This is a genomic window from Corynebacterium sp. LK2537 (genome assembly GCF_040946485.1).
GTDB lineage: Bacteria > Actinomycetota > Actinomycetes > Mycobacteriales > Mycobacteriaceae > Corynebacterium.
Genome location: NZ_JAYWLQ010000001.1, coordinates 77,537 through 101,691 on the forward strand (window position 1 = coordinate 77,537; position 24,155 = coordinate 101,691).

Here is a 24,155-nt window from a genome sequence, read left to right on the forward strand (position 1 = left end):
CTTTGCGTTTTTCGGGGATGAATTTAAGTACTTCAAATACTTGACCCCCATGGTAGCTAGCAAAGGAGTTTTAGAATCCTCGCGCCGAAGGTGCACCCCTAAATGCGGGCAATGCGGAGTTCGGAACCCAGAATTGCCTCGGCGCCGAGGCCTGAAAGATCATCCATCAGCTGGTTCGCCTGCTTCTTAGGCACCAGCGCGCGCACCGCGACCCAGCCCTCGCGCGCCAGCGGAGACACCGTCGGGCCGGTCAGCCCCGGGGTGATTTCAGAGGCAGCCGGGAGGTTTTCCTCCGCGATGTTGTAGTCGATCATCAGGTAGCGGCGGGCGTTGAGAATACCGCGCAGGCGTCCCAGGAGGATCTCCTCCTCGCGCCCCACGGTCGCGCCCTTGCGCTGGATGACCACGGCCTCGGAGGTAATCAGCGGCTCGCCGAAAGGCTCCAGCCCCTGCTCCCGCAGGGTGCGGCCGGTGGAGACCACGTCGGCGATGACGTCGGCGACGCCGAGGCGAATGGAGACCTCCACTGCCCCATCCAGGCGAATGACCTCGGCCTCTAAGCCGCGCTCGGCTAGGTCCTTGCGGACCAGATTCGGGTAGGAGGTCGCGATGCGCTTGCCGCCCAACTGGTCCACGCTCCAGCCCTCGCCCTTAACCCCGGCGTAGCGGAAGGTCGACCCGCCGAAACCGAGGTCGAGGATCTCTTGGACGTCAGCCTTGGCGTCGGCGGCCAGGTCACGGCCGGTCACGCCGATGTCCAGCACGCCCTTGGCCACGTAGATGGCGATATCTTTCGGGCGGAGGAAGAAGAACTCCACCCCGTTGGCTTCGTCGACGACGTTGAGCGACTTGGAGTTGCCGCGGGACTTGTACCCGGCTTCCGCGAAGATGGACATCGCGGCTTCGGACAGCGAGCCCTTGTTGGGCACTGCGATAGTGATCATGCGTGTGTCTTTCTTCCCTGCTCGTGTGTACTCGAATGGACTGGGGGCGCCATGCGCCAGCGGTAGCGCAGCGCGGGCGCTAGAGGTACTTGTAGATGTCCTTGGGCTCGAGGCCACGGGCCAGCATCATCACTTGGGTCCAGTACAGCAGCTGCGAGATCTCCTCCGAGAGCTCCTCGTCGGATTCGTACTCTGCCGCCAACCAGACCTCGCCGGCTTCCTCGATGACCTTCTTGCCGATGTGGTGCACACCATGGTCCAGGGCGGCAACGGTGCCGGACCCTTCCTCCCGCTCGGTGGCCTTGATCTTTAGCTCTGCAAATAAATCATCGAAGGTTTTCACGCCATCTATTGTTCCATAGAAATTAGCCAGTAGGTCGCAAGCGCCATTTTTCTACCCCCGATATGCGGTTATCTGCTGCCACCACGCGTAGACATCCGCAGCCCCAGCCGGGGCTAGGTGGCGGTGGCCGTGCAGCTGCGAAATCTGCACCACACCGTCAGGCACGGCGACGTGGTCGTCCTCCGGCAGCCCAATGACCCGGCAGCCCGCCTCGACCGCCGCGGTCATGCCTGCCGTGGAGTCTTCGAAGACCAGGCACTCCTGCGGATCCGCGCCGACGCTGCGCGCTGCCTGGAGGTACATATCCGGCGCCGGCTTGCCGGTGGGCACCTCGTCGCCGCAGATCGTGTCGTGGAAAAACTCCGGCCCGATGGCCGCGATGGCCCCGTCGGCGACGTAGCGCTCCGTGTTGGTGGTCACCAACATCGGCATGCCGTCCGCGTGGAGCTCGCGCAGCAGTCCCCGGACGCCGTCAAAGACCTCCAGGTTGCCGGCGAAAAGTTCCCGCACCTTGGAAAACATCAGCTTCCGGTACTTGGGGTAATCCTCTTCGGTCAGCGTGACCCCCGCCTTCGCCGCGCAGATCTCCAGCGTGGTGGCGAAGGTGGAGCCGACCGTGGCCAGCCGTTCCGTCGGGGTCAGGCGCTTGCCCAAGGTCTCCGAGAGGTAGAACGTCGCTTCCGCCCACAGCGGTTCAGAGTCGGTCAGCGTGCCGTCCATGTCCCAGAAGATGGCCCGGGGGCGGGCCGGGAAGCCGGTAACGCCCGGGGTTGTTGCGGCTTGGTCCAGGTGGGACTCGCTAGGAAGCGGCATAGAAATTCGTGACTACTTTCTTCTTGGGTCGGCAAATTCGCGCCCGGTGCGCGGGCGCGCTGCTGCGCCAGCTATGGCGCCGAGGTGTGGCGGCGGGGGCTAGTCCAGCTCGGGGATCTGGGCCAGGGCCTCGTCGTCCGCGCCGGTCGCGGCGGAGGCGGAGTAAATGAGCTCGGCGAGCTCTTCCTTTTCTTCCGGCTCCAGCACCGCGTAGTCGTTGGCCTTGTTGAAGGCGACCAGCTCCACCTGCCGCTTGGCGATCACCGCGGAGAGGACGTCGCCGTTCGGATCGTCCGGGACCGCGTCCAGGTCGTCCAGCAGGCCTTCGATAATCTCCTTGAGGTCCGGCAGGACCGCGGGATCGAAGGGCTGGTCCCAGAATTCTTTCTCGTCTTCCTTCAGGTAGTCACCCGTGGCGAAAGACTTAAGGTTGGCAATGAACTCGTCGACGGTGGGCTGGAAATCTGCGCGAATGCTCATGCGCTTAATTCTTACTCAATTCCGCTAAGCTCGCACGCCGAGCAGGCTCCGCAGCGCGACCGTCACCAGCTGCTGGGCGGCCGGATCGTCCTCCCCGCGCTCGCCGGCGGCCCACTCGTCGAGTGCCTCCAACACACGCGGAGTATCCAAGTCGTTGGCCAAGGCGGCGCGGATGTCCTGGACCAGCGCCTCGGCCCGCTCGCGTGAGCCGGCGTGCTCCAGGGCCTCGCGCCAGTGAGAAAGTCGCTGCTGGGCGGCGGCCAGGACCTCATCGGACCAGTCCCGGTCGCTGCGGTAGTGGCCGGCGTAGATGCCGATGCGGATGGCCGAAGGCTCCACGCCCTGTTCCACCAGCTTGTGGACGAAGACGAGGTTGCCCAGGGACTTAGACATCTTGGTCCCGTCCAGCCCGATCATGCCGGTGTGGACGTAGAAATCGGCCATGCGGTCCACGCCCAGGCCGGCCTCCGCGTGGGCGGCGGAGAACTCGTGGTGCGGGAACTTCAGGTCTCTGCCGCCGCCTTGGATCTCGAAGGTCTTTTCCAGGCGGTTGGTCGCGATAGCCGAGCACTCGACGTGCCAGCCCGGGCGGCCGGGCCCGAACGGGGACTCCCAGGCCGGCTCACCGTCGCGGTGCGCCCGCCAGAGCAGGGCATCCAGCGGGTTGCGCTTGCCGGCGCGGTCGGGGTCCCCGCCGCGCTCGGCGAAGAAGTTCTCCATCTCTTCGCGGCTGTAGTTGGACTCGTAGCCGAACTGCTCCGTGGCCTCGATGGAGGCGTAAACGTCCGGGTACTCCGGATCATCGACCACGTAGGCGGCGCCGCGGTCGAGAAGCTTCTGGACCAGCTCGATGATCTCGTCGACCGCTTCCATGGCGCCGACGTAGTCCTGGGGCGGGATGACCTCCAGCAGCTCCATGTCGGAGCGGAAGAGATCGATCTGGGAGGTGCCCAGCTCGCGCCAGTCGACGCCGTCGCGCTCGGCGCGTTCAAAGAGCGGATCGTCGACGTCGGTGATGTTCTGCACGTAGTGGACGTCGTGGCCGTTGTCCATCAACATGCGGTTGACCAGGTCGAAGGTCACGTAGGTCGCCGCGTGCCCAAGGTGCGTGGAATCGTACGGGGTAATGCCGCACACGTACACACCCGCCTGCGGGCCGTCGACCTTAACCTCGCGGACGGCGCGGTCCGCGGAATCAAAAAGCTGCAGGGGAACAGAAGCGCCCGGGACGGGCTGAATTTCGGGCTGGGGCCAAGTATGCATGCCAACCATCGTAACGCCGAGTCCCGCCGACGCGCACAACGCCACAGCCGGGCCTGTACGACCCACGGGCGACTGCGGCGTTAGCCCTACTCCTTAAGGCTGCAGCACGCCGAAGGTCAGCAGGGCCATGACAAAGAGGCCGACCGGGATGCGGTAAGCGGCGAACCAAGAGAAGGAGTGGTTGGCCACGAACTTCAGCAGCCAGGCGATCGCGGCGTAGCCGACGACGAAAGCGATGCCCGTGCCGACCAGCAGCTGGGTGCCGGTGGCGGACTGCCCCACGGTCGGGCCGAAGGCATCGCCCAGCGAGAACAGGCCGGAGGCCAGCACCGCCGGGATGGCCAGCAGGAAGCTGAAGCGGGTGGCCACCTCGCGGTCAAGCCCCAGGAAGAGGCCGCCGGAGATGGTGCCGCCGGAGCGGGACACACCCGGGATGAGAGCCAGGCACTGGCACAGGCCCATGACGATGGCGTCCTTCATAGTCAGCTCGTCGAAGCCGCGGGTCTTTTTGCCCATCTTTTCGGCCAGGATGAACACGAAGGAAAACAGGACCAGCATGGCCGCGGTGATCCACAGGTTGCGCAGCGCGTCCCGGATGAGGTCCTTGCCGAAGAAGCCGATGATCCCGATCGGGATGGAACCGACGATGACCATCCACCCCATCTTCCAGTCCTGGCCGCGCGAATCCTTGTCGACCCAGCCGCGGAACCAGCCGGACAGGATCTGCCAAATCAGCTTGGCGAAATAGACCACGACGGCCAGCTCGGTGCCGAGCTGGATGACCGCGGTGAAGGAGGCGCCGGCGTCCTGGCCCCAAAAGAGCTCAGAGACAATGCGCAAATGCCCCGAGGAGCTGACGGGGAGGAACTCGGTAAGGCCCTGGACTACCGACAAGACGATGACTTGCAACCAGGACATATCTGATTGTTCTACGCCTGCTTGGGCGAGGTACTGCACGTTATTCACCCGGAACAGCATACTGACGTCCCCGCCACCCACGCGAGGACCACCCCGGGCGAGTCTGACTTTCGAAGCAAGCTCACACCTTCCAGACAGTTCTGATTAACTCGCGCCGCCTCCCCACTGCCCCGTGGCGTTCCGGGCCGATCCCGGCTTCTGGTGGGACTGCTGGATTTAGAGATCTCACTGCTAGGATGACTGTTTGTGACTTCTAAGACCGGTTTCGCAGTAATGACTGTCTCCGCAGTTTCCGCCCTGGCTCTGGCGGGGTGCCAACAAACCCCGCCGGAAGAGGAGGCGGACGACTCCGCCACGGTCGGCAACGCCACCCCGGCCGAATCCCCCGCCGCCGCGGATCCCGACGGCGAGGTCGCCCAGCTCCCCCGCGAGGTCGCTGAGGTATCCGACATGGCCGCCACCGGCGAGACCATCGCCGTGCGCAGCTCCGATCACCTGGCCGTCGGCGACGCTGCCGCTTTCCAGGAAGGCTCCGCCGCGGTGGTGGAGATCCCGACCGATTGTGGCCAGCTTTCGGCCGCTGACAACGAGTTCCTGCTCGGCTGCGGCACCGAGGTTCTCTCCTTCGACCCGGCCCGCCCCGAGCAACCGGAGAAGATCACGGTCGACGAGGAATTCCCCGTCACCGCTGCCGCCCGGACCTCCACCGGCGAGCTTTTCGTGGCCTCCGATCAAGGCTCCGACGTCGCCATCTACAAGGACGGAAAGCGTAGCGATTCCTTTGCTGTCGAGGACCCGACCGACCAGCTTCTGGCGGTACCGAACCAGGACGGCACGGACAACGTGGTGCGTACCCTGCGCGCGGATTCCACCATCCAGTCACTGGATTGGGAGCAGTCCCGCGCGGGCGGCCGCCTGCGCGTAGGCGTCGGCCTGGGCCAGGCCTCGGTCGGTGAGAACGGCACCATCGTGGTTTCCGACACCTTGGGCAAGCGGATCGCTATCTACAACGCCGAGGACGTCATCCGCCTGCACCAGTACGGCAACACCGACGGGGTGCCGTGGGCCACGGCCTGGGACGAATCCCGGCAGCTGGCGTGGACGACCACGACCGACAACAACCGGGCGCAGGCCTTCGAGATTTCCAAGGGCGTTCCCGAGGAGCGCGCACAGGTCTCCACCGTGGCCAACGCCCAGCACATGGTCGCGCTCAGCGACGGAACCATTGCGATTGCCTCCGCCACCGGCTACGGACTGCAGATCATTAAAGACATTTAAGGAGTTACCACCATGCCCACCATCTTCCGCACCGTCCGGGGCAAGGTTTACGATGCCGCGCTCAAGGCCATGTTTCAGATCGATGCCGAGCGCATCCACCACCTGATGAGCTCGGCCCTCCACGGCTTCCACGTCGCGTGGCCGGTCAACCGCGGGCTGAACAAGGTCCTGCCGGTCAAGGACCCGGTCCTGCGCCAGACCGTTTTCGGCGTGGACTTCCCGCGCCCGCTCGGACTGGCTGCCGGCTTCGACAAGAACGCCACCGCGGCGGACGCCTGGGGACCCATCGGTTTCGGCTATGCCGAGCTCGGCACCGTCACTGCGGCCGCCCAGCCGGGTAACCCGGCACCCCGGCTCTACCGCCTGCCCAAGGACAAAGGTCTGCTCAACCGAATGGGCTTCAACAACCAGGGCGCCGAGGAGGTAGCCCGCAACCTGCGGGCCCGCCGCAGCGACGACGTCATTGGCATCAACATCGGCAAGACCAAGGTCACCCCGGTGGACCAGGCCGTCGACGACTACCGCCGTTCGGCCTCAGTTCTGGGATCGCTGGCCGATTTCCTGGTGGTCAACGTCTCCTCCCCGAATACCCCGGGCCTGCGCGATCTGCAGGCCGTGGAATCGCTGCGTCCCATCCTCACCGCCGTTGCCGAGGTAACCCCGGCCCCGGTCTTGGTCAAGATCGCCCCGGACCTGTCCGACGAGGACGTCCTCGCCGTCGCCGACTTGGCCCGCGAGGTCGGCCTGGCCGGCATCGTCGCCACCAACACCACCATCTCCCGCAAGGGACTCAAGACCCCGGCCGCAGAGGTCGAGGACATGGGGGCCGGCGGCGTCTCCGGCGCGCCGGTGGCCGCGCGCTCCCTGGAGGTCCTGCGCCTGCTCCACGAGCACGTGGGCGGCGAGCTGCCCATCGTCTCGGTCGGCGGCATCTTCACCCCGCAGCAGGCCTGGGAGCGCATCACGGCCGGCGCCAGCCTCCTGCAGGGCTATACCCCCTTCATCTACGGCGGCCCGGACTGGATCCGCGACATCCACCTAGGGATTGCCGAGCAGATCCGCGCCCACGGCCTGGGCAACATCAGCGAGGCGGTCGGCTCCGGCCTGCCGTGGAAGGAATAATCCCTTCCAACAAAGAGCGAAACATAAACAAAAGCTAGGGCTGCATTCGCAGCCCTAGCTTCTTCTTTTCGGCGCTTTTCATTTCTAGGTAGTGTGCCGGCGCCTCCGACCGCCGCCAGCCCGTGTAGGGAACTGCCCGCCTAGGAGCGAGGGGCCAGGCTGCGGCGCAGTACGAGCGCGCAGACCAGCGCTAGGCCGGAATAGATGAGCAGCCACCACTGGCCCATCACGGCCAGCTCGGCGCTGGGCAGGAAACGGCTGGCGATGATAATCAGCACTGCCCCACCCAGCGCCACCACCTGAGTGATGCTGGGGCGCTGGTCCTTGCGGATGGTGGCGAAAGCACCGATGATCAGCGCGGCGACCACCAGCGCCACGCGGGCTGGGGTCCACACGAAGGGGCTCATCCACCCTTCGGTGAGTACCGCGACGATGGTCATGATGACGAGGACGAGTGCGACGGCGATAAAGGCTCCGCCCACTCGCAACTGCAGTGGGATCGTCACCCCGGGATTGTCGTTGTTGGCCATAGGGTCAGTGAGGACTACTTCTCCTCGTACCAGCCCCACAGGATGGCGCGGCCAATCGCGTGGAAGTGCAGGTTGAAGCCCAGCACCGTCGGGGTGGCGTCCGGATCAATGTCCAGCTTTTCCGTGTCCACGGCGTGCACTGCGTAGAGATAGCGGTGCGGGGCGTGGCCGGCCGGCGGCTGCGGGCCGTGGTAGGTGCGCTTGCCGGAGTCATTGCGCAGGGAGATAACGCCCTCGATGCCGAGGTCTTCGGCGGCGCCCGCGTTGGTGGGCAGCTCGGTGACATCGGCCGGGATGTTGAAGGCCGCCCAGTGCCAGAAACCGGCGGCGGTCGGGGCATCCGGGTCGAAGCAGGTCACGGCCAGGGACTTGGTGCCCTCCGGCAGGTTGGACCACTCCAGCTGCGGGGAGACGCTCTCCGGCGCGCGGAAACGCTCTTCGAGCTCGTCCCCGTCGACGAGGTCGGACGAGGACAGAGCGAACGACGGGAGATCCCGCAGCGGCGCATAAGGATCGGGGCCAGGGAATCGAGAATCGTTGTAAGAAGTCATACTCCCATTTGTACCGGAAAACACATTCCGTGTCTGTCAGTAACGCGCACCATATTCATCGCCCCACCACACCCCAGAGTTTGGCGCAGTTCCAAAAGTGGAACTGCCCCGCCAGTTACCCCGCCGGTTGCCCGGACCGCGCCCGCGGAGGGCAACCACCTTCCCCTTGCCCACGCGGGGAAGGAAAGGAACTTCCTAACAATGGTTCCATAATCACGCGGGCGTTTACCGCCTTGTACTGGCGATTTGTTTGCCCGCCGCCGGCAGGCTAGAGTTTTGGGAGTGCCGAAGCCGGTAACGGCTGAAAACACCCTGCCCGGGTGGCGGAATGGCAGACGCGCTAGCTTGAGGTGCTAGTGTCCTATTAACGGACGTGGGGGTTCAAGTCCCCCTCCGGGCACAATGACTCTCCCGCGTTCTTCGAACAAGAACGCGGGATTTTTTCTTTCTTCACCACGTCGACTTCGCACAACACCGATAGAGAGCACAGGCATAGAGCAAGGTGTCCGGCATGCACGATGAGAACTCCGCGTGGGGCTGGTTACGCAGCTTCGGCAGCTTCCTGGTCCAGGTCGCGCGCGACGCCGTGCGCACGCTGTGCGAGCTGGGCTGGCGGCGTTGGCTGGTCATCCTCGTGGCCGTGGCCGTCTTTGCCGTGGCGGCGCGCTATGTCGACGTCCCCGAGTTGGCCGACCTGCGGGCCGGGGCCCAGCAGTACGGCGATTTCTTCGTCGTGCTTTTCGCGCTGTCCTATATCGTCTTTACCCTCTTTCCTCTTCCGCGGACCATCTGGACCGTGGCGGCGGGAATCCTCTTCGGGCCGGCGCTAGGGCTTAGCCTGGCGCTGGTCTGCCTGACGGTATCGGCCGCGCTCGCCTTCTTGGGCGTACGCAAGCTCTTCGGCGAGTGGATGCGCCCGCGGCTATCCCACCCGGCGGTGGCCGGACTCAACGCCCGACTGGCCCGCCGCGGCTGGCTGGCCATCTGCAGCCTGCGCATGGTGGCGGGCGTGCCCTTCTCCTTACTCAACTACACCGCCGCCCTGACGAGTATCCCGTTCTGGCAGTTCGTTACCGCAACTTTAGTCGGTTCCATCCCCACGACGGTCATCGGTGTCTTCTTCGGCGAGGCCCTCACGAGCGGGCTTTCCCCGTGGATCCTCGCCGCGTTCCTCCTTGCCGCAGCCGCCGGGCTGGGCGGCCTCTATGTTGAGTCCCGACTACCCCAACCTCAACTAAGTCAAGCCCAGGAAGTAGACTAAGAGAAAAGGTCAAGGCTTTTGCCTTGCCATAATTCCCTATTGGCCACTTCCGGGAAGGAGCTGGATCCCTATGCTCGCCGTGCACGCTCGCTACCGCGGTTCCTCCATGCACCGCGCCGACCTCGTCAAGCGTTCCGCCCAGGCGCTCGCCACCCTCGACGGCGTCGACGATTTCACCATCCTCGGCGTGGAGGACATCCGCACCGTGGTCGACTCCCCCTCGTCGGTCTGCGAGGTGGTCATGGCGCTGCTGGCCGACGGCGACTGGGCCGTCGGGATCGGCCTGTGCCCCGGCGCCACCGACAAAGCCGTGGCGCGCGCGACGGCCTCCGGGGCCTTGGGGCGCTCCCCCCGCGCCGGCCAGGTCCGGGCCAAAACAGACGTGCACGCCCGCAAGTCGGAGGCGGACGACATCGCCGCCGCCTTCGGACTGCTCGGCTACGTGCTCCATAAGCGCACCGCCGAGGGGCGCGAGGCCACCTCCCTGGTGCGTTCCGGCTACAACCAGAACGAGGCGGCCGAGCAGCTCGGCATCTCCAAGCAGGCGATGTCCCAGCGCCTGCAAGCCGCCGGCTGGGCGGCCGAGAGCGCCGGCTGGCAACTAGCCGTCCGCCTTTTGGAGCGCGGCAACCAGGCCTAGAGCAGGTCCTCCTTGGAAAGCTCCGGGGTGGTCACGAAGTCTACGAGGCGCTCGACCGCGCCGATCAGGCTGGGCTCTAGGTCGCGGAAGGAATTCACCGCGCTGTAGACGCGGTGCCAGCCTTCCTTCGGATCGGACCAGCCCACGCGCTTGCAGATACCCGTCTTCCAATCCTCGCCGTAGGGCACTTCCGGCCAGCTCTTAAGGCCCAGGCGCTCCGGTTTTACCGCGGCCCAGATATCGATGTACGGGTGCCCGGTGACCAGGCAGTCCGAGCCGACCGCGCGGGTCAGCCGGCTCTCCTTACTACCTTCGACTAGGTGGTCGGCCAGCACGCCAATGCGGCGCCCGGGCTCGGGGCGAAACTCCGCGAGCCGCTCCGGCAGGTTGTCTAAGCCCTCGAGGTATTCGACGACCACGCCCTCGACGCGCAGGTCGTGGCCCCAGACCTTCTCCACGATCGCGGCGTCGTGGATGCCTTCGACCCAAATGCGAGACGGCGCGGCCACCTTGGCTTCGAGGTTTTCCACCCGCCGGGAGCCGGAGTTCGAGCGGCGCGGGGCTTGCTTTTCCACGTAACGCACCAGGGTCACCGGCTTGCCCTCGATGAGGAAGCCGCCCTTGACTAGGTTGAACACCCGCTCGTTGCCGTGGCGGTCGGCGAGCCGGACGACCTCGCCGAAGACCGTCTTGTCCACGCCTTGGACCGCCCCGGTAAATTCCTGCTCGTCCCCGCGGACCTCCACCACGAGCCCGGGTTCGGCAGGCACCTCGGGGTAGTTCTTCGGCTGCTTGCGCGCGTGTCCGGCGAAAATATCGCCGCCGTAGGGGTCTCGGGAGTTGAAGCTCATGGCGGAATATCTTATCTACTAGACTGTCCCGTCATGGATATGCGCGCCGAGGTGTGGTCACCACTGCAAAACACCGCCGTCTGGTTGGGAGCTTGGCTCTACCACCACGAGTCGGCGGATGCGACGCTGCAGGCCCTCGAGGAGCTAGGCGGGCCGGTCTATGTCCGCCACGGCGAGCCCGGCATTGAGCTGCTGCGGCTCATCCGCGACAACGCCGCAGACGACGCCGAGCTGTCGCCGGGCGCCCGGCCGGAGCCGGCGCTGCGGTTGATTCTCTCCGGCCCCGGGGATCCGCCCGCCCTGCCCGCGGGTACGGAGGCCGCGGAACACGTGGCGGCGAATGGGGCCGGCGGTATCGTCGTGCGCACCGCAGATCCCGACCGCCACCTAGTCTTAGCCCCCGACTTTCACGACGGGGCGACCTGGTGGCTCGCTTACGAGGTGGCTGGGCGCCTGCCCGAGCCAGCCTGGCTCAGCCCGGGCGAGGCGAACGCTGTGCTTTCGGCTGCGACGGAAGAATCCGCGCAGCTCATCGAGGCCAGCGGGCAGCGTAAGATAAACGCCGCCGATGCCCGGCTTACCGTGGGCACGCTCGCGGATTTCTACGACACCCCCGGCCTGCCGTCGTGCGTGCCGGGGCGCGCGGCTAAGCTTTTCGCCCGCGCCGATCGCGTGGCGGCCATCATCGAGACCGTCACGGATCGCCTGGGCGATCACAGCCTGGATCCCCAGCTGTTGCGCCTGTGGCGGCACATCCGCCAGGCGCGCATGGCCGGGGTGGCCTACGCGCTCAGTGATTTCGCCCGCTAGCTGGATTTGCGCAGCGACCAGATGTCGCAGCAGCCCGGGGCGCAGGGCTCGCCGTTGACGGTGCAGCCCTGGGTGGTGACCTCGCCCAGGTCCTCGCGGGGAGCGCCGGCGGTCATCTCTTCGACGAGATCGACGATCATCTCGGTAAAAGCCGGGGTCGGCCCGGCGGTCCGGATGCGCGACATCTCGACGCCCATCTCGCGGCAAGCCTCGGCCAGCTCCGAGTCCAGGTCCCAGATGACCTCCATGTGATCGGAGATGAAGCCCACCGGGCAGACGACGATCGCTTCCACGCCCTCGTCGTTGTGGATGTCCGTGGCGTGGTCCACGATGTCCGGCTCCAGCCACGGCGTGGCCGGGTTGCCGGAGCGGGAGTTCCACACCAGGTCGTAGCGGCCAATCCCCGCCTGCTCGGCGATGAGCCGGGCCGCCTCCGCCACCTGGCGGGAGTAGAGGTTCTTGTCGCCTTCCGCGCCGCCGACGGCGTCGTGGGCGTTCGGCACCGAGTGGGCGGTGAACAGCACGCGGGTGCTGTCCCACTTGTCCTGCGGAATCTCGGCGCACGCGTCCTTGAGCGCGCGGGCCATCTCCCCGATGAACTTCGGGTGGGAGTAGAACTGCCGCAGCTTCGTGAACTCAATCTCGGGCAGGCCCTGCTCCGCCAGGTGTTTACGCATGGCGACGATGTCCTCGTCGTACTGCCGGCAGGCGGAGTAGCCGCCCCAGGCGGAGGTGGCGAAGACGAGCGCGCGGCGCACGCCGTCGGCGGCCATCTGGTCGGCTGCCTCGTTGGCAAACGGGTGCCAGTTGCGGTTGCCGAAGTAGATGGGCAGATCCATGCCACGGCGGGCGAGCTCGCCCTTGACGTTGTCGATGATTTCGCGGTTGAGCCCATTGAGCGGGCTGACACCATCGAAGTGGAAATAGTGCTCGCCGACCTTCACGAGGCGCTCTCGAGGGATGCCGCGGCCGCGAGTGACGTTCTCCAGAAACGGGACGACCTCCTCGTTTCCTTCCGGGCCACCGAAAGAAAGAACGAGGAGGGCGTCATAGCCAGGATTAGTCTGTTGTGCGTCAGTCATAATCCTGACAGTACCAACTAAAGTTGGTGGCTTAATATTTGGCGACGCTAGATGAGACGTACGGCATACGGTGCCATACCCCCGTAACGCACCGGAGATTTCTGCACGTTCTGGCCCGACTGCGGGGCCTCCAGCATCATGCCGTCACCCAAGTAGATGGCGACGTGGTGCGAGGCGTTGGGGCCGTAGAAGATCAGGTCGCCACGCTCCATCTCGGAGGTCGGGATCTTCTCGCCGTGGTTGTACTGGTAACCGGTGAAGTGCGGCAGGGAGATGCCCACGCCGGCGAAGGCGTAGAGCACCAGGCCGGAGCAGTCGAAGCCGACCTTGTTGTAGTCGCCGAAGGAGTCGGCCACGCCGCCGTCGCGGATGCCCTGGGTCGGGCCGTTGGCGTCGCCGCCGCCCCAGGCGTAAGGCACGCCGATCTGGGACTCAGCTCGCGCGATGACGGCCTCGATCTGGGCCTCGCGGCCCATGTCGGAGACTGCGTCGCTGGCCTCTTCGGTCACCGAGTCAGAGGTCTCGAGCTCCTCCAGCACGCCGCCCAGCTGGCTCGTCAGGTCTGCGTCCTCTTCGCCCTGGCCCTCGCCCTGCAGGGCCGGCAGGCTACCGGTGGACTCGTCCGCGGTAGCCTCCTCGAGCTGCGAGTGCACCGGCTGAGAACCGGCCACAATGCCCTCCGCCACGGCCATGGCCGCGCTCGACAGCACTGCCATGTCCTCTGCCGAAGAACCATCCTCGCGAGCGCTCAGCTGGTCGCCGGCGTCGGCATCGCCGGCACCGGAACGCGGTGCCGACTCGAGCCCCTGCACGGTCGGCTCATCCTGCTGCGAGCCGTTGTTGCCCGCACCGGCGCTCTCCGCGCTGGTGGAGGTAGCCGAGGAATCGCGGGCCTCGGTCGGCTCCGCGGATTCAGACGAACCAGCGGACTCGGTCAAGGTAGAAGACTCGGACGCGGAGGCGCTCTCCGAGGTCGAGGCCTGCGCCGAGGTGTTGTTTTCAGCGCCCGCGCGAGTGGAGGTCGACTCCTCCCGCGGGGCGGCCGTCGAGGTCGCAGTCGCGGACTGCGAGCGGCCGCTAGCAGCAGACTGGTTGTCGTCCTTGTCGGAGTTTTCAGCGCCGCGGTTAGCGCTGTGCGAGTGACCGCGGGCCTCATCCAATGCTTCCTGGGCGTCTTCTTCCTGGTGCGCCAGTTCGTCGCGCTCGGCGGAGATCTTTTCCACCTCGGCCAGGGAGTCTTCCAGGGTCTTGCGGGCGTCCTCTTCGGCGGAGGTCGCGCGCTCCTCGCGCTGGTCGGCCAGTTCCTTGGCCAGGCGCAGCTGGGATTCCTTGTTGGCCTTCTGCGTGCGGACCTTTTCCAGGTCTTCGACGACAGCACGCTGCTTATCGGACTGGCCCGCCAGGTAGCTCTGGCGCTCCAACTTCTCCGCCCGCGCGTCGGCGCCGGCGGCGTTGGTCACCGCGTCCGAGGTACCGGAGCGGCGGTAGACCGAGCGGGAAATCTCGTCGAGCTTTTCCTGCGCCTTTTCGACGTCGACCTGGGCGCCGTTGAGTTCTTCCTTGGCGGTGGCGGCGCCGTCGCGGGCCTGCTGGGCCTCGGTGCGCGCGTCCTGGAGGTCGACCAGGGCTTGGTTGACGATCTCGCGGTAGCGACCGATCTCGCCCTCCAGGCGAGAGATCTCGCCCTGGACGTCGGCAATGGCGCCGGCGACGTCGGAGATCGAGCTGCTACCGCGGGTCAGTTCCCGGGTCAGGCGCTTCAGGTCGTCGCCCGGCTCATCGGCGTTGGCAACAGTCGGGGTCAAAGTGGCGACGGTAGACAACGCTGCCGTACAGGCAACAGCGGAAAACGCCGCCCGGAAACGGGACTTGAAAGAACGGCCGGAATTACTCCGCGCGTTCACATTGGATGTGGTGGCCACGAATATGCTCCTTGGCCAGCAAGCTAGGCGTGTTGAGACAGGCCTACCTCGCACAAAGGTATGCCGAAGCCGCAGGTTCTCAACCGTGAGCAGAAGAGCGCGCTCACCCATCCCGTCTATGGGAACGGCTGTTGGGCGGACTCAGGCACAGACTTCCCCATCGGCATGAGCTCCGGGCGCAGCAGCCACCCCGCAAATCGGTCATCGCGGAACGAAAGACCGTCGGTATGGGCACGACACTTAAGAACAAAGGTAAAGGCCTACGACTTGTCTCCTCCTAGCCTGCTGGCAATACAAAGATTGGACATTAACTCCAACCCATAGGCCAACTGCCGGACTCGGCAAACGGTTGAACCCCAACCACAACGGCCCTTCGCCCGGTCTTGGCGTGCTTCCCCACATGCCCGTACCGCGTACGTCTGAACGTTCCAGTCAAGCCTCAATCCGTGAACCATGTTCCACAATTCACCTCATGAGTTGCTATGGAAACCATAAAGCACATACGCCATATCTCGCATAGGTTTCTCACAAACCACACGAGTTAAGTAAAGTCACAGCACTTAACATTTCGCCGTCACCAGCACCGTTACCAACTTGAGACTAAGCCTGTGAGTTTCGTCACTTTCGTGCTTTTCTTGCTCGATCATGTAACACGTGCCCCACCGACGGGCGTGCGGATCGAAAAAGTGGTCAACCCTACAAGGTTGACCACTGCGCCTAACGGCGGCGCCCCTTAACACCTACCGACCCCGATTTATTCCCGGGCCCCACGACCAGAAGCGGCCCTATCGTTACATGGACAATCGTTACGCTCTTAGCGCGGACACCTAGCGCCGGCGGCTGCGCCTACTGCCGGCGACACCCGCACTACCCCTCTAGGCCGGCGCCGGTTCGGTTCGCTGGACGCCGCGAACCGCCTGCCGGAAGGCCCAGATTGCCCCGACCACGGCAAGAACCGCGACCACGACCATCGCAGCGGACACGTAGCTAAACGGAGTCTGGTCGACGCCGACATAGAAGGCGTCGAGGGCCTCGGATTGCACCAGCCCTGTAGGGACCCCGGCCTGGGCAGATTCAATCTCGGCGCGGGACAAGGAATCACTAACCACAGAGATAGTTCCGGGAGACTGGACGATGACCGTATCCAGGCCGGTGGCGTCCTGCAGCTCCTGGGCGACGTCGCGATAATCGGCCGGCGAACCGCCCGCGATGTCCACGACGGCAATCCCGTCGCCGTCCCGCAACGAGGCCTGCGCGTCCGCCTGCGCACCCGGGTCCCCCGCTAAAACGGGGTTAGTAAATGCAACCGAATCCTGGTCCAGCTGTTCCGCCAAGTCCGGAACATCTACCCCTTGCGGAATCATCGTCTCGTCTCCTTGTCGCATCCCAGGTCCTTCCCCAACAGTGCGTTGAGCTGGGAATAGACCGGACCCGGTGGGATTGTTTACGGGGCCACATTACGCATCAACTCGCACCCCACGCGCATCCGACTCGCCGCGAAGCGTCAAAATGCTGGAAACAGAACGCGCGTACTGTTATAGTTAAGGCAGTCGACGGTTCAGCCATCTATGATGGATAAATGAACCATCGCGTTCACGTCGTCTCCGAAGTATATATCCCATGGCTATTAACTTCGCCCTAGTTTCCCCGCTCACGCGGGGCGCTCGGGCGAGTATGCGGAACTAATACCTGAGCGACGATGGCGAACATCTTAGTTCTCAAACAAGGAATGGAGCTCCCTGTGACTGAAAGCTTGAACTCTTTCGGCGCCAAGAAGACTCTTGACGTCAACGGCAAGTCCTACGATTACTTTGACATCAACGCTGTCGAGGGCATGTCCAAGCTGCCCTACTCGTTGAAGGTCCTCGGCGAGAACCTGCTGCGCCACGAAGACGGCAAGAACGTGACCAAGGAGCACATCGATGCCCTGGCCAACTGGGACCCGAAGGCTGAGCCGGACACCGAGATCCAGTTCACCCCGGCCCGCGTTCTGATGCAGGACTTCACCGGCGTTCCCTGTGTGGTCGACCTGGCCACCATGCGCGAGGCCGTGTCCGCTCTGGGCGGCACCCCGGATCAGGTCAACCCGCTGAACCCGGCCGAGATGGTCATCGACCACTCCGTTATCACCGAGGCCTTCGGTTCCTCCGACGCTCTCGAGAAGAACGTCGAGATCGAGTACCAGCGCAACGAGGAGCGCTACCAGTTCCTCCGCTGGGGCTCCGAGAACTTCTCCAACTTCCGCGTGGTGCCCCCGGGAACCGGTATTGTCCACCAGGTCAACATCGAGTACCTGTCCCGCGTCGTCTTCGACAACGAGGGCCTGGCTTACCCGGATACCTGTATCGGTACCGACTCCCACACCACCATGGAAAACGGCCTGGGCATCCTGGGCTGGGGCGTCGGCGGCATCGAGGCCGAGGCTGCCATGCTGGGCCAGCCGGTTTCCATGCTCATCCCGAAGGTCGTCGGCTTCAAGCTGACCGGTGAGATCCCGGTCGGCGTGACCGCTACCGACGTCGTTCTGACCATCACCGAGATGCTGCGTCAGCAGGGCGTTGTCGGCAAGTTCGTCGAGTTCTACGGCAACGGCGTCAAGTCCGTCCCGCTGGCTAACCGCGCCACCATCGGCAACATGTCCCCGGAGTTCGGCTCCACCGCGGCCATCTTCCCGATCGACGAAGAGACCATCAAGTACCTCGAGCTCACCGGCCGTCCGGAAGAGCAGATCGACCGTGTCCGCGAGTACGCCAAGGCACAGGGCATGTGGCTGGAGCAGGACGCTCCGGAGGCCGAGTACTCCGAGTACCTCGAGCTCGACCTGGGCACCGTGGTTCCGTCCATCGCCGGCCCGAAGCGCCCGCAGGACCGCATCCTGCTGTCCGAGGCCAAGGAGCAGTTCCGTAAGGACCTGGGCAACTACACCACCGACGAGGTCATCGTCGACGAGACCACCGTTGAGGCCAAGCGCATGACCGACGAGGGCGGCGCTCCGGACGACGACGTCGACGTCACCGGCGGCCTGAACCAGTCCCGCGCGGGCAACAACGAGTCCGCCGCCAAGGGTTCCTCCGGACGTCAGTCCCACCCGGTCGTGGTCAACTCCCCGAACGGTGGCGAGTACACCCTGGACCACGGCATGGTGGCTATCGCCTCCATCACCTCCTGCACCAACACCTCGAACCCGTCCGTCATGGTCGGCGCCGGCCTGATTGCCCGCAACGCGGCTAAGAAGGGCCTGCACTCCAAGCCGTGGGTCAAGACCATTTGCGCCCCGGGTTCCCAGGTTGTCGACGGCTACTTCCAGCGCGCCGACCTGTGGAAGGACCTCGAGGCTCTGGGCTTCTACCTCTCCGGCTTCGGCTGCACCACCTGCATCGGTAACTCCGGCCCGCTGCCGGACGAGATCTCCGACGCCATCAACGAGCACGACCTGGCTGCTACCGCAGTCCTGTCCGGTAACCGTAACTTCGAGGGCCGCATCTCCCCGGACGTCAAGATGAACTACCTGGCGTCCCCGATCATGGTCATCGCCTACGCTATCGCCGGCACCATGGACTTCGACTTCGAGAACCAGGCCCTGGGCCAGGACCAGGACGGCAACGACGTCTTCCTGAAGGACATCTGGCCGTCCACCGAGGAGATTGAGGAGACCATCCAGTCCGCTATCTCCCGCGAGATGTACGAGGCCGACTACGCCGACGTCTTCAAGGGCGACGACGCATGGCGCAACCTGGACGTTCCGGAGGGCGAGACCTTCGAGTGGGACGAGAACTCCACCTACGTCCGCAAGGCACCGTACTTCGAGGGCATGCAGCTCGAGCCGGGCGACGTCGAAGACATCAAGGGCGCTCGCGTCCTGGTGAAGCTGGGCGACTCGGTCACCACCGACCACATCTCCCCCGCTTCCGCCATCAAGCCGGGCACCCCGGCCGCCCAGTACCTGGACGAGCACGGCGTGGCCCGCAAGGACTACAACTCCCTGGGCTCCCGTCGTGGTAACCACGAGGTCATGGTCCGCGGTACCTTCGCGAACATCCGCCTGGCTAACCAGCTGGTGGACGTGACCGGCGGCTACACCCGCGACTTCACCCAGGAGGGTGGCCCGCAGGCGTTCATCTACGACGCTGCTCAGAACTACAAGGAGCAGGGCACCCCGCTGGTCGTTCTGGCTGGTAAGGAATACGGCACCGGTTCCTCCCGTGACTGGGCTGCTAAGGGCACCAACCTGCTGGGCGTCAAGGCCGTCATCACCGAGTCCTACGAGCGCATCCACCGCTCCAACCTCATCGGTATGGGCGTGGCTCCGCTGCAGTTCAAGGACGGCGACTCCCACGAGTCCCTCGGCTTGGACGGCACCGAAACCTTCGACATCGTTGGCCTGAGCGAGTTCAACAACGAGGGCCACCCGAAGGAGGTCCACGTCACCGCCACCAAGGAGGACGGCTCCACCGTCGAGTTCGACACCGACGTGCGCATCGACACCCCTGGTGAGGCTGACTACTACCGCCACGGCGGCATCCTCCAGTTCGTGCTGCGCCAGATGGTTAAGTCCTAAGCTGGCTAGGCTCGATATAGCCGCACCCTGAAGTTAGAGGGGGCTGCACTCCCGCGGCGTCAACCTGCGGGAGCCTCGCGGCCCCCTTTAGCTATTCCCGCACCCGCCCCGCGGGGCTCATGCGCCTACGCGCAATTTCCTGTCCACGTCCACCCACAGAGCAAGAGGTCACAACATGCCCATCGTCAGCGATAGCGAACTCAACCGGCGCCGCCACGACATCCTGATAGGTGCTCGGCGCTGCTTCGCGGAGCATGGCTACGAGGGTGCCACGGTGCGCCTGTTGGAGGAAGCGACAGGCAAGTCCCGCGGTGCTATCTTCCACCATTTCGGTGACAAGGAGTCGCTGTTTTTGGCCCTGGCCCGCGAGGACGCCGCCCGCCAGGCGGAGGTCGTCGCCCGCGAGGGCTTGGTTGAGGTCATGCGCAACATGCTCAACCAGCCGGAGCGTTACGACTGGCTGGCCACCCGCCTGGAGATCATCTCGCTGCTGCGCACGGATGCCTCCTTCCGTGCCCGCTGGAAGGACCACCAGTCCATCCTGGACGACGCGGTCCGCCAGCGCCTGTACTCCAACGCGGAGAAGGGCCGGCTGCGCGACGACGTCCCCGTCGAGACCCTGGTCATCTACCTGGAGACCTTCATGGACGGGTTCATCAACCGGCTGGCCATGGGTGATACCCAGCGGCTAAGCAGCGTCCTCGACATCGTCGAGCACTCCATCCGCAAGGACGGCGTCGACTAGGACAGGTCCTTCCCCGTCCGCCCCAGCCACAATTCGTGCACGGCCAGCCCCGCAGGCAGGTCGTGCACGAATTTTTCGTTGTGGCAGGTCAACACCACCGCCGCGCCCGTGGCCGCCACCCGGGCGATAAGTCCGGCGATGACCTCTCGGTGGGCGGGCGCGAGGTAGGTATCCGGTTCGTCGAAGACTACGACGCGGGCCGCCCGCCGGGCGGTGGCGACAACCTGGGCCACCCGCAGCTGGGAGACCGGCAGGTCCAAAGGGTGCGTTTGGGGGTCAAGGCCGAGTTGCCTGCACGCCTGTGCCGAGCCCAGCATCGTCTCCACGGTGGGGGCCGCCACCTGGTCGAAGGGCGACTGCAGGCAGGCCGCGACGGAGTCACAAACCGGTTCATGGCCATCCAGGCCCGCCAACGCGCGCACCAGCGTGGTCTTCCCGCTGCCGTTGTCCCCGCGCACCCACAGCACCCGACCGGGTACGAGATCGAAGTCGACCGGACCCACCTGAAAACCCGGGTCCTGGGTCTGCCGGAACTGCCACCAGCGCCGCCGGCCCGCCCCGCGGCGCACCACCAGGTCCCGCACGGGCAGGCTCTCCCCCGCCGCATCCGCTACCGACCCGGCCGCGGGCTCTATCCTCGTCCCGGCACCCGGCAGGTCGAGGGCCTGCACCCCGGCAGCCAGGTCCGGCTCGTCCGTGGTGGCGGCGAGGGCGACGACCTCGCCACCCAGGTCTTCTTCCACGGCGTGGCTGATCGTCACCACCCGGCTGCCGTCCAAAGCGTGGAGGAGCTCGACGATGCCCGCCCGGGACCTACTGTCCAGGCCCGCGAGCGGCTCGGTCAGCACGACCGCTGCCGGGGAGACGATGGTCAGCGCGCCGATAGCCAGACGGCGGGTCTGGCCGCCGGACAGTTGCCGCGGGTCGCGCTCCGCGTGCTCGCTTAAGCCCACTTGCGCGAGCACCGCGGTGCACCGGCATTCCATGCTCTCCCGCGTCCAGCCGGCGTGCTCGAGCGGGATGGCCAGTTCCTCAATGACCGTGGAACGCAGCGCGGAGATGTGCACCTGCGGGTCAGCGCCTAGCACCGCCTGGGTCTCCAGCGCGCCGGCCAGCGCCTCGGCGACGTCTTCAACCTGGTAGCTATACGGCACCACGACTTGCACCAACCGCGCGGAGGACTCCCGAACGCGGTCGGCCAGCTGGGCTAACTCCATAGCGACCACCCCACGACGGCCAGCCCGGCGACTACGGCGGCCCAGCGGAAGACCCGTTGGCCTAGGGTGTCCGGGACCGGGCGGAGCACCGTGCGCGGGCCGGGCTGGTCGAAGCCGACGGCGGTGAGTGCCTTGGCCTGCGCCGTGGCTTGGTACAGCAGCAAGGAGACCACCGGGCCGATATAGCGGCTGGCCAGGTTCCGCCAGCTAGGCGCGCGGCCTTCCAGGCGGTTAGCGTCCCGGACTACGCCGACGACCCGGGTGCCCCGCGGCAGCAGCTGCAACGAGGCGCCCACGATATAGGCCACCTTGTGCCCGGCCTTAGAGGCCTGGATCGCCTTGGCAACGTCGGGCACGTCCACGCAGGCCACCGCGGCGAGTACCACCGCGACGAGCGCGAAAAACCGCAGCGACAAGACCCCGGCCAGGACCAACCCGTCGCGGGTGACGAAAGCAAAGATCTGGTCCTGACCGTGCGGGGCGTGGATGGCGACCATCGACAGCGCCGCGGGCAGAGAAATAGCGCAGGTCATCATGGCCACCGCCGGCCCGCGGCCGCGGTAGGTGCCGACTACCAGCGCGAGCCCCAGCACCACCGCGGAGACCGCCGGGTGGTTCAGCGCGATGACCAGCAACCGCGCCACCGCGGCAAAAGTCGCAGGCGTCGCCGGGTGGAGCCTGCGCTGCGGCGCCCGCGGCGCGTTACCGCCACCGCGCGTGCCCGCGGCCGGGCCCTGGCCCGTCCCCATCCCCATGCCCATATCGGTTGGTATTCCCGGCGGCTAGGACTTCGTCTCGGCGTCCTGGCGCGGCTGCACTGCCGGGTGCAGGCGCTTGAGGACTCGCTGCGGCAGCGCCTTCACCGTGAGCGCCACGACTGCAAGGACCACGATCTTGTCGAGCGGATCGGAGACCAGCGACTGCATGGTCACCGACGCGAGGAGGGAATTGCCGAATTCGCGGAAGACCGAGACCAACGCGCCCGTGCCCAGACCCGCCGTGCCGCCGTAGACGAAGGCCGCGACCGGAGCGGCGAGCATGCCGCTAACGATGCCGATGATGGCGCCGCTGACCACGATGCGCCAGATGCGTTGGAAGGCACCGCGCTGGATGGCCCACCCGGCCATCCACCCCGTGGCCGCCGACACCGCCGCAAACGGCAGGGCGGCCGGGTTGATAAAGCCCCAGACCACGGATGACAGCGTGCCGGTGGCCAGGCCGGCCACTGGGCCGAGCAGGGCCGCCATCAGGACGGTGCCCAGGGAATCTAGGTAGAGCGGCACGCCGATCGAGCCGATGAGCTCACCGATGACGATGTTGATGACCAAGCAGACCGGGATGAGGGCGATTGCCTCGGCGGATAGCGACGGCAGCGCGCCGGCGAGCAGCAGCGCTGCCCCGCCGAAATAGCCGGCCAGGGTAATTAGTGCCTCGGGGCTGCCGGCCACGGACTCCCAATCCGTGGGCCGCAGCAGAACCAGGTAGATCCAGGTGCCGGCGACGACCAGGGCGCCGGCCACCATGAGGGCGCGGCGGCCGGCGCTGAGCTTGGCCGGGCCGGGGGTTCGCGTCTCGGCGGAATCAGCAGATGGAGCGGACTTTGAAAACAGTGGGGACATAGAAATTGACCACCTACGGGTTGGTAGTGGATAGGAAAAGCACGGCTATTGCCGTGCTGCCTGCTCTATGTCACCTCGAGCCAGCAGCTGTACGGTGGCTATCTTAGCGTTCCGGGTGCTGTAGCCCGAATTCGGCTAGCAGCCGCCAGCCCCGCTCCAATTCCGCGTGGGCGCGGTCGATGTCCACCCCGGTCACGAGCGAAGCGTTGGCGTCGCGGCCCCAGTGCCCGCGCAGGTCGGCCACGCTCGTGCCCCGCAGCAGTGGGCTGTCGACCTCGACGTCCATGGTGGTGGGCACGGCATCATAGGCGCACGCGCCCAGCGTCACGATCGCGGTTACGGCGTCGTGGACCTGGGCCTGGTAGCCCTCGCCTTGCGCGTCGTGGAACTCGAAGTAGAACCGCAGCATCTCGAGCATCGCCTCGGCCAGGTCCGCATTATCAAGCACGCCCGCCAACCGATCGGCGCGCTCCGGGGTGATGAGGAATTGCTCGGTCACCTCCAGCGAACACAGCACCACCGGCGGCAGTTGGGCGTGGAAGAAGCGGTGGGCGGCCAAAGGGTCCACCCAGAAGTTCCACTCGGCGGTCGGGGTGGTGTTGCCGCGGTAGTTGACGGCCCCGCCCATGACGGTGACCTGGCGGAACCTCGCGAGGTTATCCCACTGCGCCGCGTTCGTCAGCGGTCCGGTCACGATGAGATCTACGGGCTCCTCCCCGTCCAGGCACTGCTGCCACAGCTCCCGCCACGATCGTTTCGGCTCTGCCCCGTCGGCCAGGTGCGCGTCGAAGTGCCCCAGGCCGCTGGGGCCGTGGGTCTCCGGGGTGGTGACCAGCTCGCGGTCGGCGGGGCCGGCCTCCCCGACGCCCACGGGGATATCCGGGAGTCCGCAGGCGTCTAGGAGCCAGCGGGCGTTAACCGCGGTCTGCTTGGCGGTGGCGTTGCCACCCATGGTGCTCACCCCGACCAGGTCGATTTCCCCGGCGTGGTGCCGCCCGGCCAGGTAGAGGATCGCCACGGCATCGTCGATGCCGGGGTCGCAGTCCAGCAGGACCCTGCGCGGTGTCTGCCCCGCTGCTGAGTTCACGCGTTCATCCGCCATCTGGTCTTTGGCCTCCACCTCAAGTCTTTTCTTACTGCCCACAGTCTCCAGAGTCTGCACGGCCCGCGAAGTCTCCGAAGTCTCCAGAGCCTCCAATATTCTCGAG

23 protein-coding genes and 1 tRNA gene are annotated in these 24,155 nt (G+C 65.8%); 8 read left to right on the plus strand and 16 right to left on the minus strand.

Features of this window, described 5'->3' with window-relative positions; translation table 11 throughout:
* Positions 1–98: 98 nt before the first annotated feature.
* The 6 genes from hisG to VVS03_RS00395 all read right to left on the minus strand — a co-directional run bounded on the left by hisG (position 99) and on the right by VVS03_RS00395 (position 4,761).
* A complete protein-coding gene (gene hisG, locus VVS03_RS00370) occupies positions 99–944 on the minus strand; it encodes an ATP phosphoribosyltransferase (RefSeq protein ID WP_368519338.1) in 846 nt (281 codons plus the stop codon).
* 79 nt (positions 945–1,023) lie between these two features.
* The gene (locus VVS03_RS00375; protein WP_368534022.1) at positions 1,024–1,287 is read right to left on the minus strand and encodes a phosphoribosyl-ATP diphosphatase; all 264 of its coding nucleotides are present in this window, start codon (positions 1,285–1,287) and stop codon (positions 1,024–1,026) included.
* 51 nt (positions 1,288–1,338) lie between these two features.
* The gene (locus VVS03_RS00380) at positions 1,339–2,100 is read right to left on the minus strand and encodes an HAD family hydrolase (RefSeq protein WP_368534021.1); all 762 of its coding nucleotides are present in this window, start codon (positions 2,098–2,100) and stop codon (positions 1,339–1,341) included.
* A 99-nt stretch (positions 2,101–2,199) separates the two neighbouring features.
* Positions 2,200–2,580, minus strand: coding sequence for a hypothetical protein (locus tag VVS03_RS00385; RefSeq protein WP_368534020.1), 381 nt, complete (start codon positions 2,578–2,580; stop codon positions 2,200–2,202).
* A gap of 24 nt (positions 2,581–2,604) precedes the next feature.
* Positions 2,605–3,843: a cysteine--1-D-myo-inosityl 2-amino-2-deoxy-alpha-D-glucopyranoside ligase gene (mshC, locus tag VVS03_RS00390; protein ID WP_368534019.1), complete on the minus strand. Its 1,239-nt coding sequence runs from the start codon at positions 3,841–3,843 to the stop codon at positions 2,605–2,607.
* 93 nt (positions 3,844–3,936) lie between these two features.
* The gene (locus VVS03_RS00395) at positions 3,937–4,761 is read right to left on the minus strand and encodes an undecaprenyl-diphosphate phosphatase (protein ID WP_368534018.1); all 825 of its coding nucleotides are present in this window, start codon (positions 4,759–4,761) and stop codon (positions 3,937–3,939) included.
* 246 nt (positions 4,762–5,007) lie between these two features.
* On the opposite strand from VVS03_RS00395, the gene VVS03_RS00400 reads away from it, so the two are divergent.
* Together VVS03_RS00400 and VVS03_RS00405 are read left to right on the plus strand one after the other, a co-directional pair.
* Positions 5,008–6,039 carry a hypothetical protein gene (locus tag VVS03_RS00400; protein ID WP_368534017.1) on the plus strand — a complete coding sequence of 344 codons (1,032 nt, stop codon included), beginning with the start codon at positions 5,008–5,010 and terminating at the stop codon, positions 6,037–6,039.
* A gap of 12 nt (positions 6,040–6,051) precedes the next feature.
* Entirely contained in the window at positions 6,052–7,161 is a 1,110-nt protein-coding gene (locus VVS03_RS00405) for a quinone-dependent dihydroorotate dehydrogenase (RefSeq protein WP_368534016.1), read from the plus strand.
* Positions 7,162–7,301: 140 nt separating this feature from the next.
* Here VVS03_RS00405 and VVS03_RS00410 read toward each other — a convergent pair whose 3' ends face one another.
* Together VVS03_RS00410 and VVS03_RS00415 are read right to left on the minus strand one after the other, a co-directional pair.
* Positions 7,302–7,667, minus strand: a complete 366-nt coding sequence (locus VVS03_RS00410; RefSeq protein WP_368534015.1) for a hypothetical protein — start codon at positions 7,665–7,667, stop codon at positions 7,302–7,304.
* 38 nt (positions 7,668–7,705) lie between these two features.
* Positions 7,706–8,242 (minus strand): YbhB/YbcL family Raf kinase inhibitor-like protein, encoded by a 537-nt coding sequence (locus VVS03_RS00415; RefSeq protein ID WP_368534014.1) that lies wholly within the window; start codon positions 8,240–8,242, stop codon positions 7,706–7,708.
* A 314-nt stretch (positions 8,243–8,556) separates the two neighbouring features.
* Here VVS03_RS00415 and VVS03_RS00420 point away from each other — a divergent pair.
* The 3 genes from VVS03_RS00420 (at position 8,557) to VVS03_RS00430 (ending at position 10,143) form a co-directional block, all read left to right on the plus strand.
* Positions 8,557–8,642: transfer RNA gene (locus VVS03_RS00420), tRNA-Leu, on the plus strand.
* Positions 8,643–8,753: 111 nt separating this feature from the next.
* On the plus strand, positions 8,754–9,503 hold the full coding sequence (locus VVS03_RS00425; protein WP_368534013.1) for a TVP38/TMEM64 family protein: 750 nt from the start codon (positions 8,754–8,756) through the stop codon (positions 9,501–9,503).
* Positions 9,504–9,573: 70 nt separating this feature from the next.
* On the plus strand, positions 9,574–10,143 hold the full coding sequence (locus tag VVS03_RS00430) for a MarR family transcriptional regulator (RefSeq protein ID WP_368534012.1): 570 nt from the start codon (positions 9,574–9,576) through the stop codon (positions 10,141–10,143).
* On the opposite strand, the gene VVS03_RS00435 is transcribed toward VVS03_RS00430, so the two are convergent.
* The gene (locus VVS03_RS00435; RefSeq protein WP_368534011.1) at positions 10,140–10,994 is read right to left on the minus strand and encodes a DUF3097 domain-containing protein; all 855 of its coding nucleotides are present in this window, start codon (positions 10,992–10,994) and stop codon (positions 10,140–10,142) included. The two genes, VVS03_RS00430 and VVS03_RS00435, sit on opposite strands and share 4 nt — an antisense overlap.
* A 33-nt stretch (positions 10,995–11,027) precedes the next feature.
* On the opposite strand from VVS03_RS00435, the gene VVS03_RS00440 reads away from it, so the two are divergent.
* Complete coding sequence (locus VVS03_RS00440) at positions 11,028–11,804, plus strand: hypothetical protein (protein WP_368534543.1); 777 nt, start codon at positions 11,028–11,030, stop codon at positions 11,802–11,804.
* Here the strand turns inward: VVS03_RS00440 and VVS03_RS00445 are convergent.
* The 3 genes from VVS03_RS00445 to VVS03_RS00455 form a co-directional block, all read right to left on the minus strand.
* Entirely contained in the window at positions 11,801–12,886 is a 1,086-nt protein-coding gene (locus VVS03_RS00445; RefSeq protein ID WP_368534544.1) for a ferrochelatase, read from the minus strand. The two genes, VVS03_RS00440 and VVS03_RS00445, sit on opposite strands and share 4 nt — an antisense overlap.
* Positions 12,887–12,933: 47 nt before the next feature.
* Positions 12,934–14,808: a DIP1281 family NlpC/P60 protein gene (locus VVS03_RS00450; protein ID WP_409338387.1), complete on the minus strand. Its 1,875-nt coding sequence runs from the start codon at positions 14,806–14,808 to the stop codon at positions 12,934–12,936.
* An 875-nt stretch (positions 14,809–15,683) separates the two neighbouring features.
* Positions 15,684–16,172, minus strand: a complete 489-nt coding sequence (locus tag VVS03_RS00455; RefSeq protein WP_368534009.1) for a DUF6676 family protein — start codon at positions 16,170–16,172, stop codon at positions 15,684–15,686.
* A gap of 377 nt (positions 16,173–16,549) precedes the next feature.
* Here VVS03_RS00455 and can point away from each other — a divergent pair, with 377 nt between their 5' ends.
* Both can and VVS03_RS00465 read left to right on the plus strand, forming a co-directional pair.
* Positions 16,550–19,366 carry an aconitate hydratase gene (gene can, locus VVS03_RS00460; protein ID WP_368521156.1) on the plus strand — a complete coding sequence of 939 codons (2,817 nt, stop codon included), beginning with the start codon at positions 16,550–16,552 and terminating at the stop codon, positions 19,364–19,366.
* A gap of 175 nt (positions 19,367–19,541) precedes the next feature.
* Positions 19,542–20,111 (plus strand): TetR/AcrR family transcriptional regulator, encoded by a 570-nt coding sequence (locus VVS03_RS00465; RefSeq protein ID WP_070768031.1) that lies wholly within the window; start codon positions 19,542–19,544, stop codon positions 20,109–20,111.
* Here the strand turns inward: VVS03_RS00465 and VVS03_RS00470 are convergent.
* The 4 genes from VVS03_RS00470 to VVS03_RS00485 all read right to left on the minus strand — a co-directional run bounded on the left by VVS03_RS00470 (position 20,108) and on the right by VVS03_RS00485 (position 24,049).
* Positions 20,108–21,328 carry an ATP-binding cassette domain-containing protein gene (locus VVS03_RS00470; RefSeq protein WP_368534545.1) on the minus strand — a complete coding sequence of 407 codons (1,221 nt, stop codon included), beginning with the start codon at positions 21,326–21,328 and terminating at the stop codon, positions 20,108–20,110. The two genes, VVS03_RS00465 and VVS03_RS00470, sit on opposite strands and share 4 nt — an antisense overlap.
* Entirely contained in the window at positions 21,319–22,089 is a 771-nt protein-coding gene (locus VVS03_RS00475; RefSeq protein ID WP_368534546.1) for an ABC transporter permease, read from the minus strand. The genes VVS03_RS00470 and VVS03_RS00475 overlap by 10 nt, the downstream gene beginning before the upstream one ends.
* A gap of 21 nt (positions 22,090–22,110) precedes the next feature.
* Positions 22,111–22,851, minus strand: coding sequence for an ECF transporter S component (locus tag VVS03_RS00480; RefSeq protein WP_368519319.1), 741 nt, complete (start codon positions 22,849–22,851; stop codon positions 22,111–22,113).
* Between the two features lie 199 nt (positions 22,852–23,050).
* Positions 23,051–24,049 carry a nucleoside hydrolase gene (locus tag VVS03_RS00485; protein WP_368534592.1) on the minus strand — a complete coding sequence of 333 codons (999 nt, stop codon included), beginning with the start codon at positions 24,047–24,049 and terminating at the stop codon, positions 23,051–23,053.
* Between the last annotated feature and the right edge of the window lie 106 nt (positions 24,050–24,155).

Coding starts and splice junctions, on each gene's coding strand:
- hisG (WP_368519338.1), bottom strand. CDS start 944: ATGATCACTATCGCAGTGCCCAACAAGGGCTCGCTGTCCGAAGCCGCG.
- VVS03_RS00380 (WP_368534021.1), bottom strand. CDS start 2,100: ATGCCGCTTCCTAGCGAGTCCCACCTGGACCAAGCCGCAACAACCCCG.
- VVS03_RS00385 (WP_368534020.1), bottom strand. CDS start 2,580: ATGAGCATTCGCGCAGATTTCCAGCCCACCGTCGACGAGTTCATTGCC.
- mshC (WP_368534019.1), bottom strand. CDS start 3,843: ATGCATACTTGGCCCCAGCCCGAAATTCAGCCCGTCCCGGGCGCTTCT.
- VVS03_RS00395 (WP_368534018.1), bottom strand. CDS start 4,761: ATGTCCTGGTTGCAAGTCATCGTCTTGTCGGTAGTCCAGGGCCTTACC.
- VVS03_RS00405 (WP_368534016.1), top strand. CDS start 6,052: ATGCCCACCATCTTCCGCACCGTCCGGGGCAAGGTTTACGATGCCGCG.
- VVS03_RS00415 (WP_368534014.1), bottom strand. CDS start 8,242: ATGACTTCTTACAACGATTCTCGATTCCCTGGCCCCGATCCTTATGCG.
- VVS03_RS00425 (WP_368534013.1), top strand. CDS start 8,754: ATGCACGATGAGAACTCCGCGTGGGGCTGGTTACGCAGCTTCGGCAGC.
- VVS03_RS00430 (WP_368534012.1), top strand. CDS start 9,574: ATGCTCGCCGTGCACGCTCGCTACCGCGGTTCCTCCATGCACCGCGCC.
- VVS03_RS00435 (WP_368534011.1), bottom strand. CDS start 10,994: ATGAGCTTCAACTCCCGAGACCCCTACGGCGGCGATATTTTCGCCGGA.
- VVS03_RS00440 (WP_368534543.1), top strand. CDS start 11,028: ATGGATATGCGCGCCGAGGTGTGGTCACCACTGCAAAACACCGCCGTC.
- VVS03_RS00445 (WP_368534544.1), bottom strand. CDS start 12,886: ATGACTGACGCACAACAGACTAATCCTGGCTATGACGCCCTCCTCGTT.
- VVS03_RS00455 (WP_368534009.1), bottom strand. CDS start 16,172: ATGATTCCGCAAGGGGTAGATGTTCCGGACTTGGCGGAACAGCTGGAC.
- VVS03_RS00465 (WP_070768031.1), top strand. CDS start 19,542: ATGCCCATCGTCAGCGATAGCGAACTCAACCGGCGCCGCCACGACATC.
- VVS03_RS00470 (WP_368534545.1), bottom strand. CDS start 21,328: ATGGAGTTAGCCCAGCTGGCCGACCGCGTTCGGGAGTCCTCCGCGCGG.
- VVS03_RS00475 (WP_368534546.1), bottom strand. CDS start 22,089: ATGGGCATGGGGATGGGGACGGGCCAGGGCCCGGCCGCGGGCACGCGC.
- VVS03_RS00480 (WP_368519319.1), bottom strand. CDS start 22,851: ATGGTGGCCGGCGCCCTGGTCGTCGCCGGCACCTGGATCTACCTGGTT.
- VVS03_RS00485 (WP_368534592.1), bottom strand. CDS start 24,049: ATGGCGGATGAACGCGTGAACTCAGCAGCGGGGCAGACACCGCGCAGG.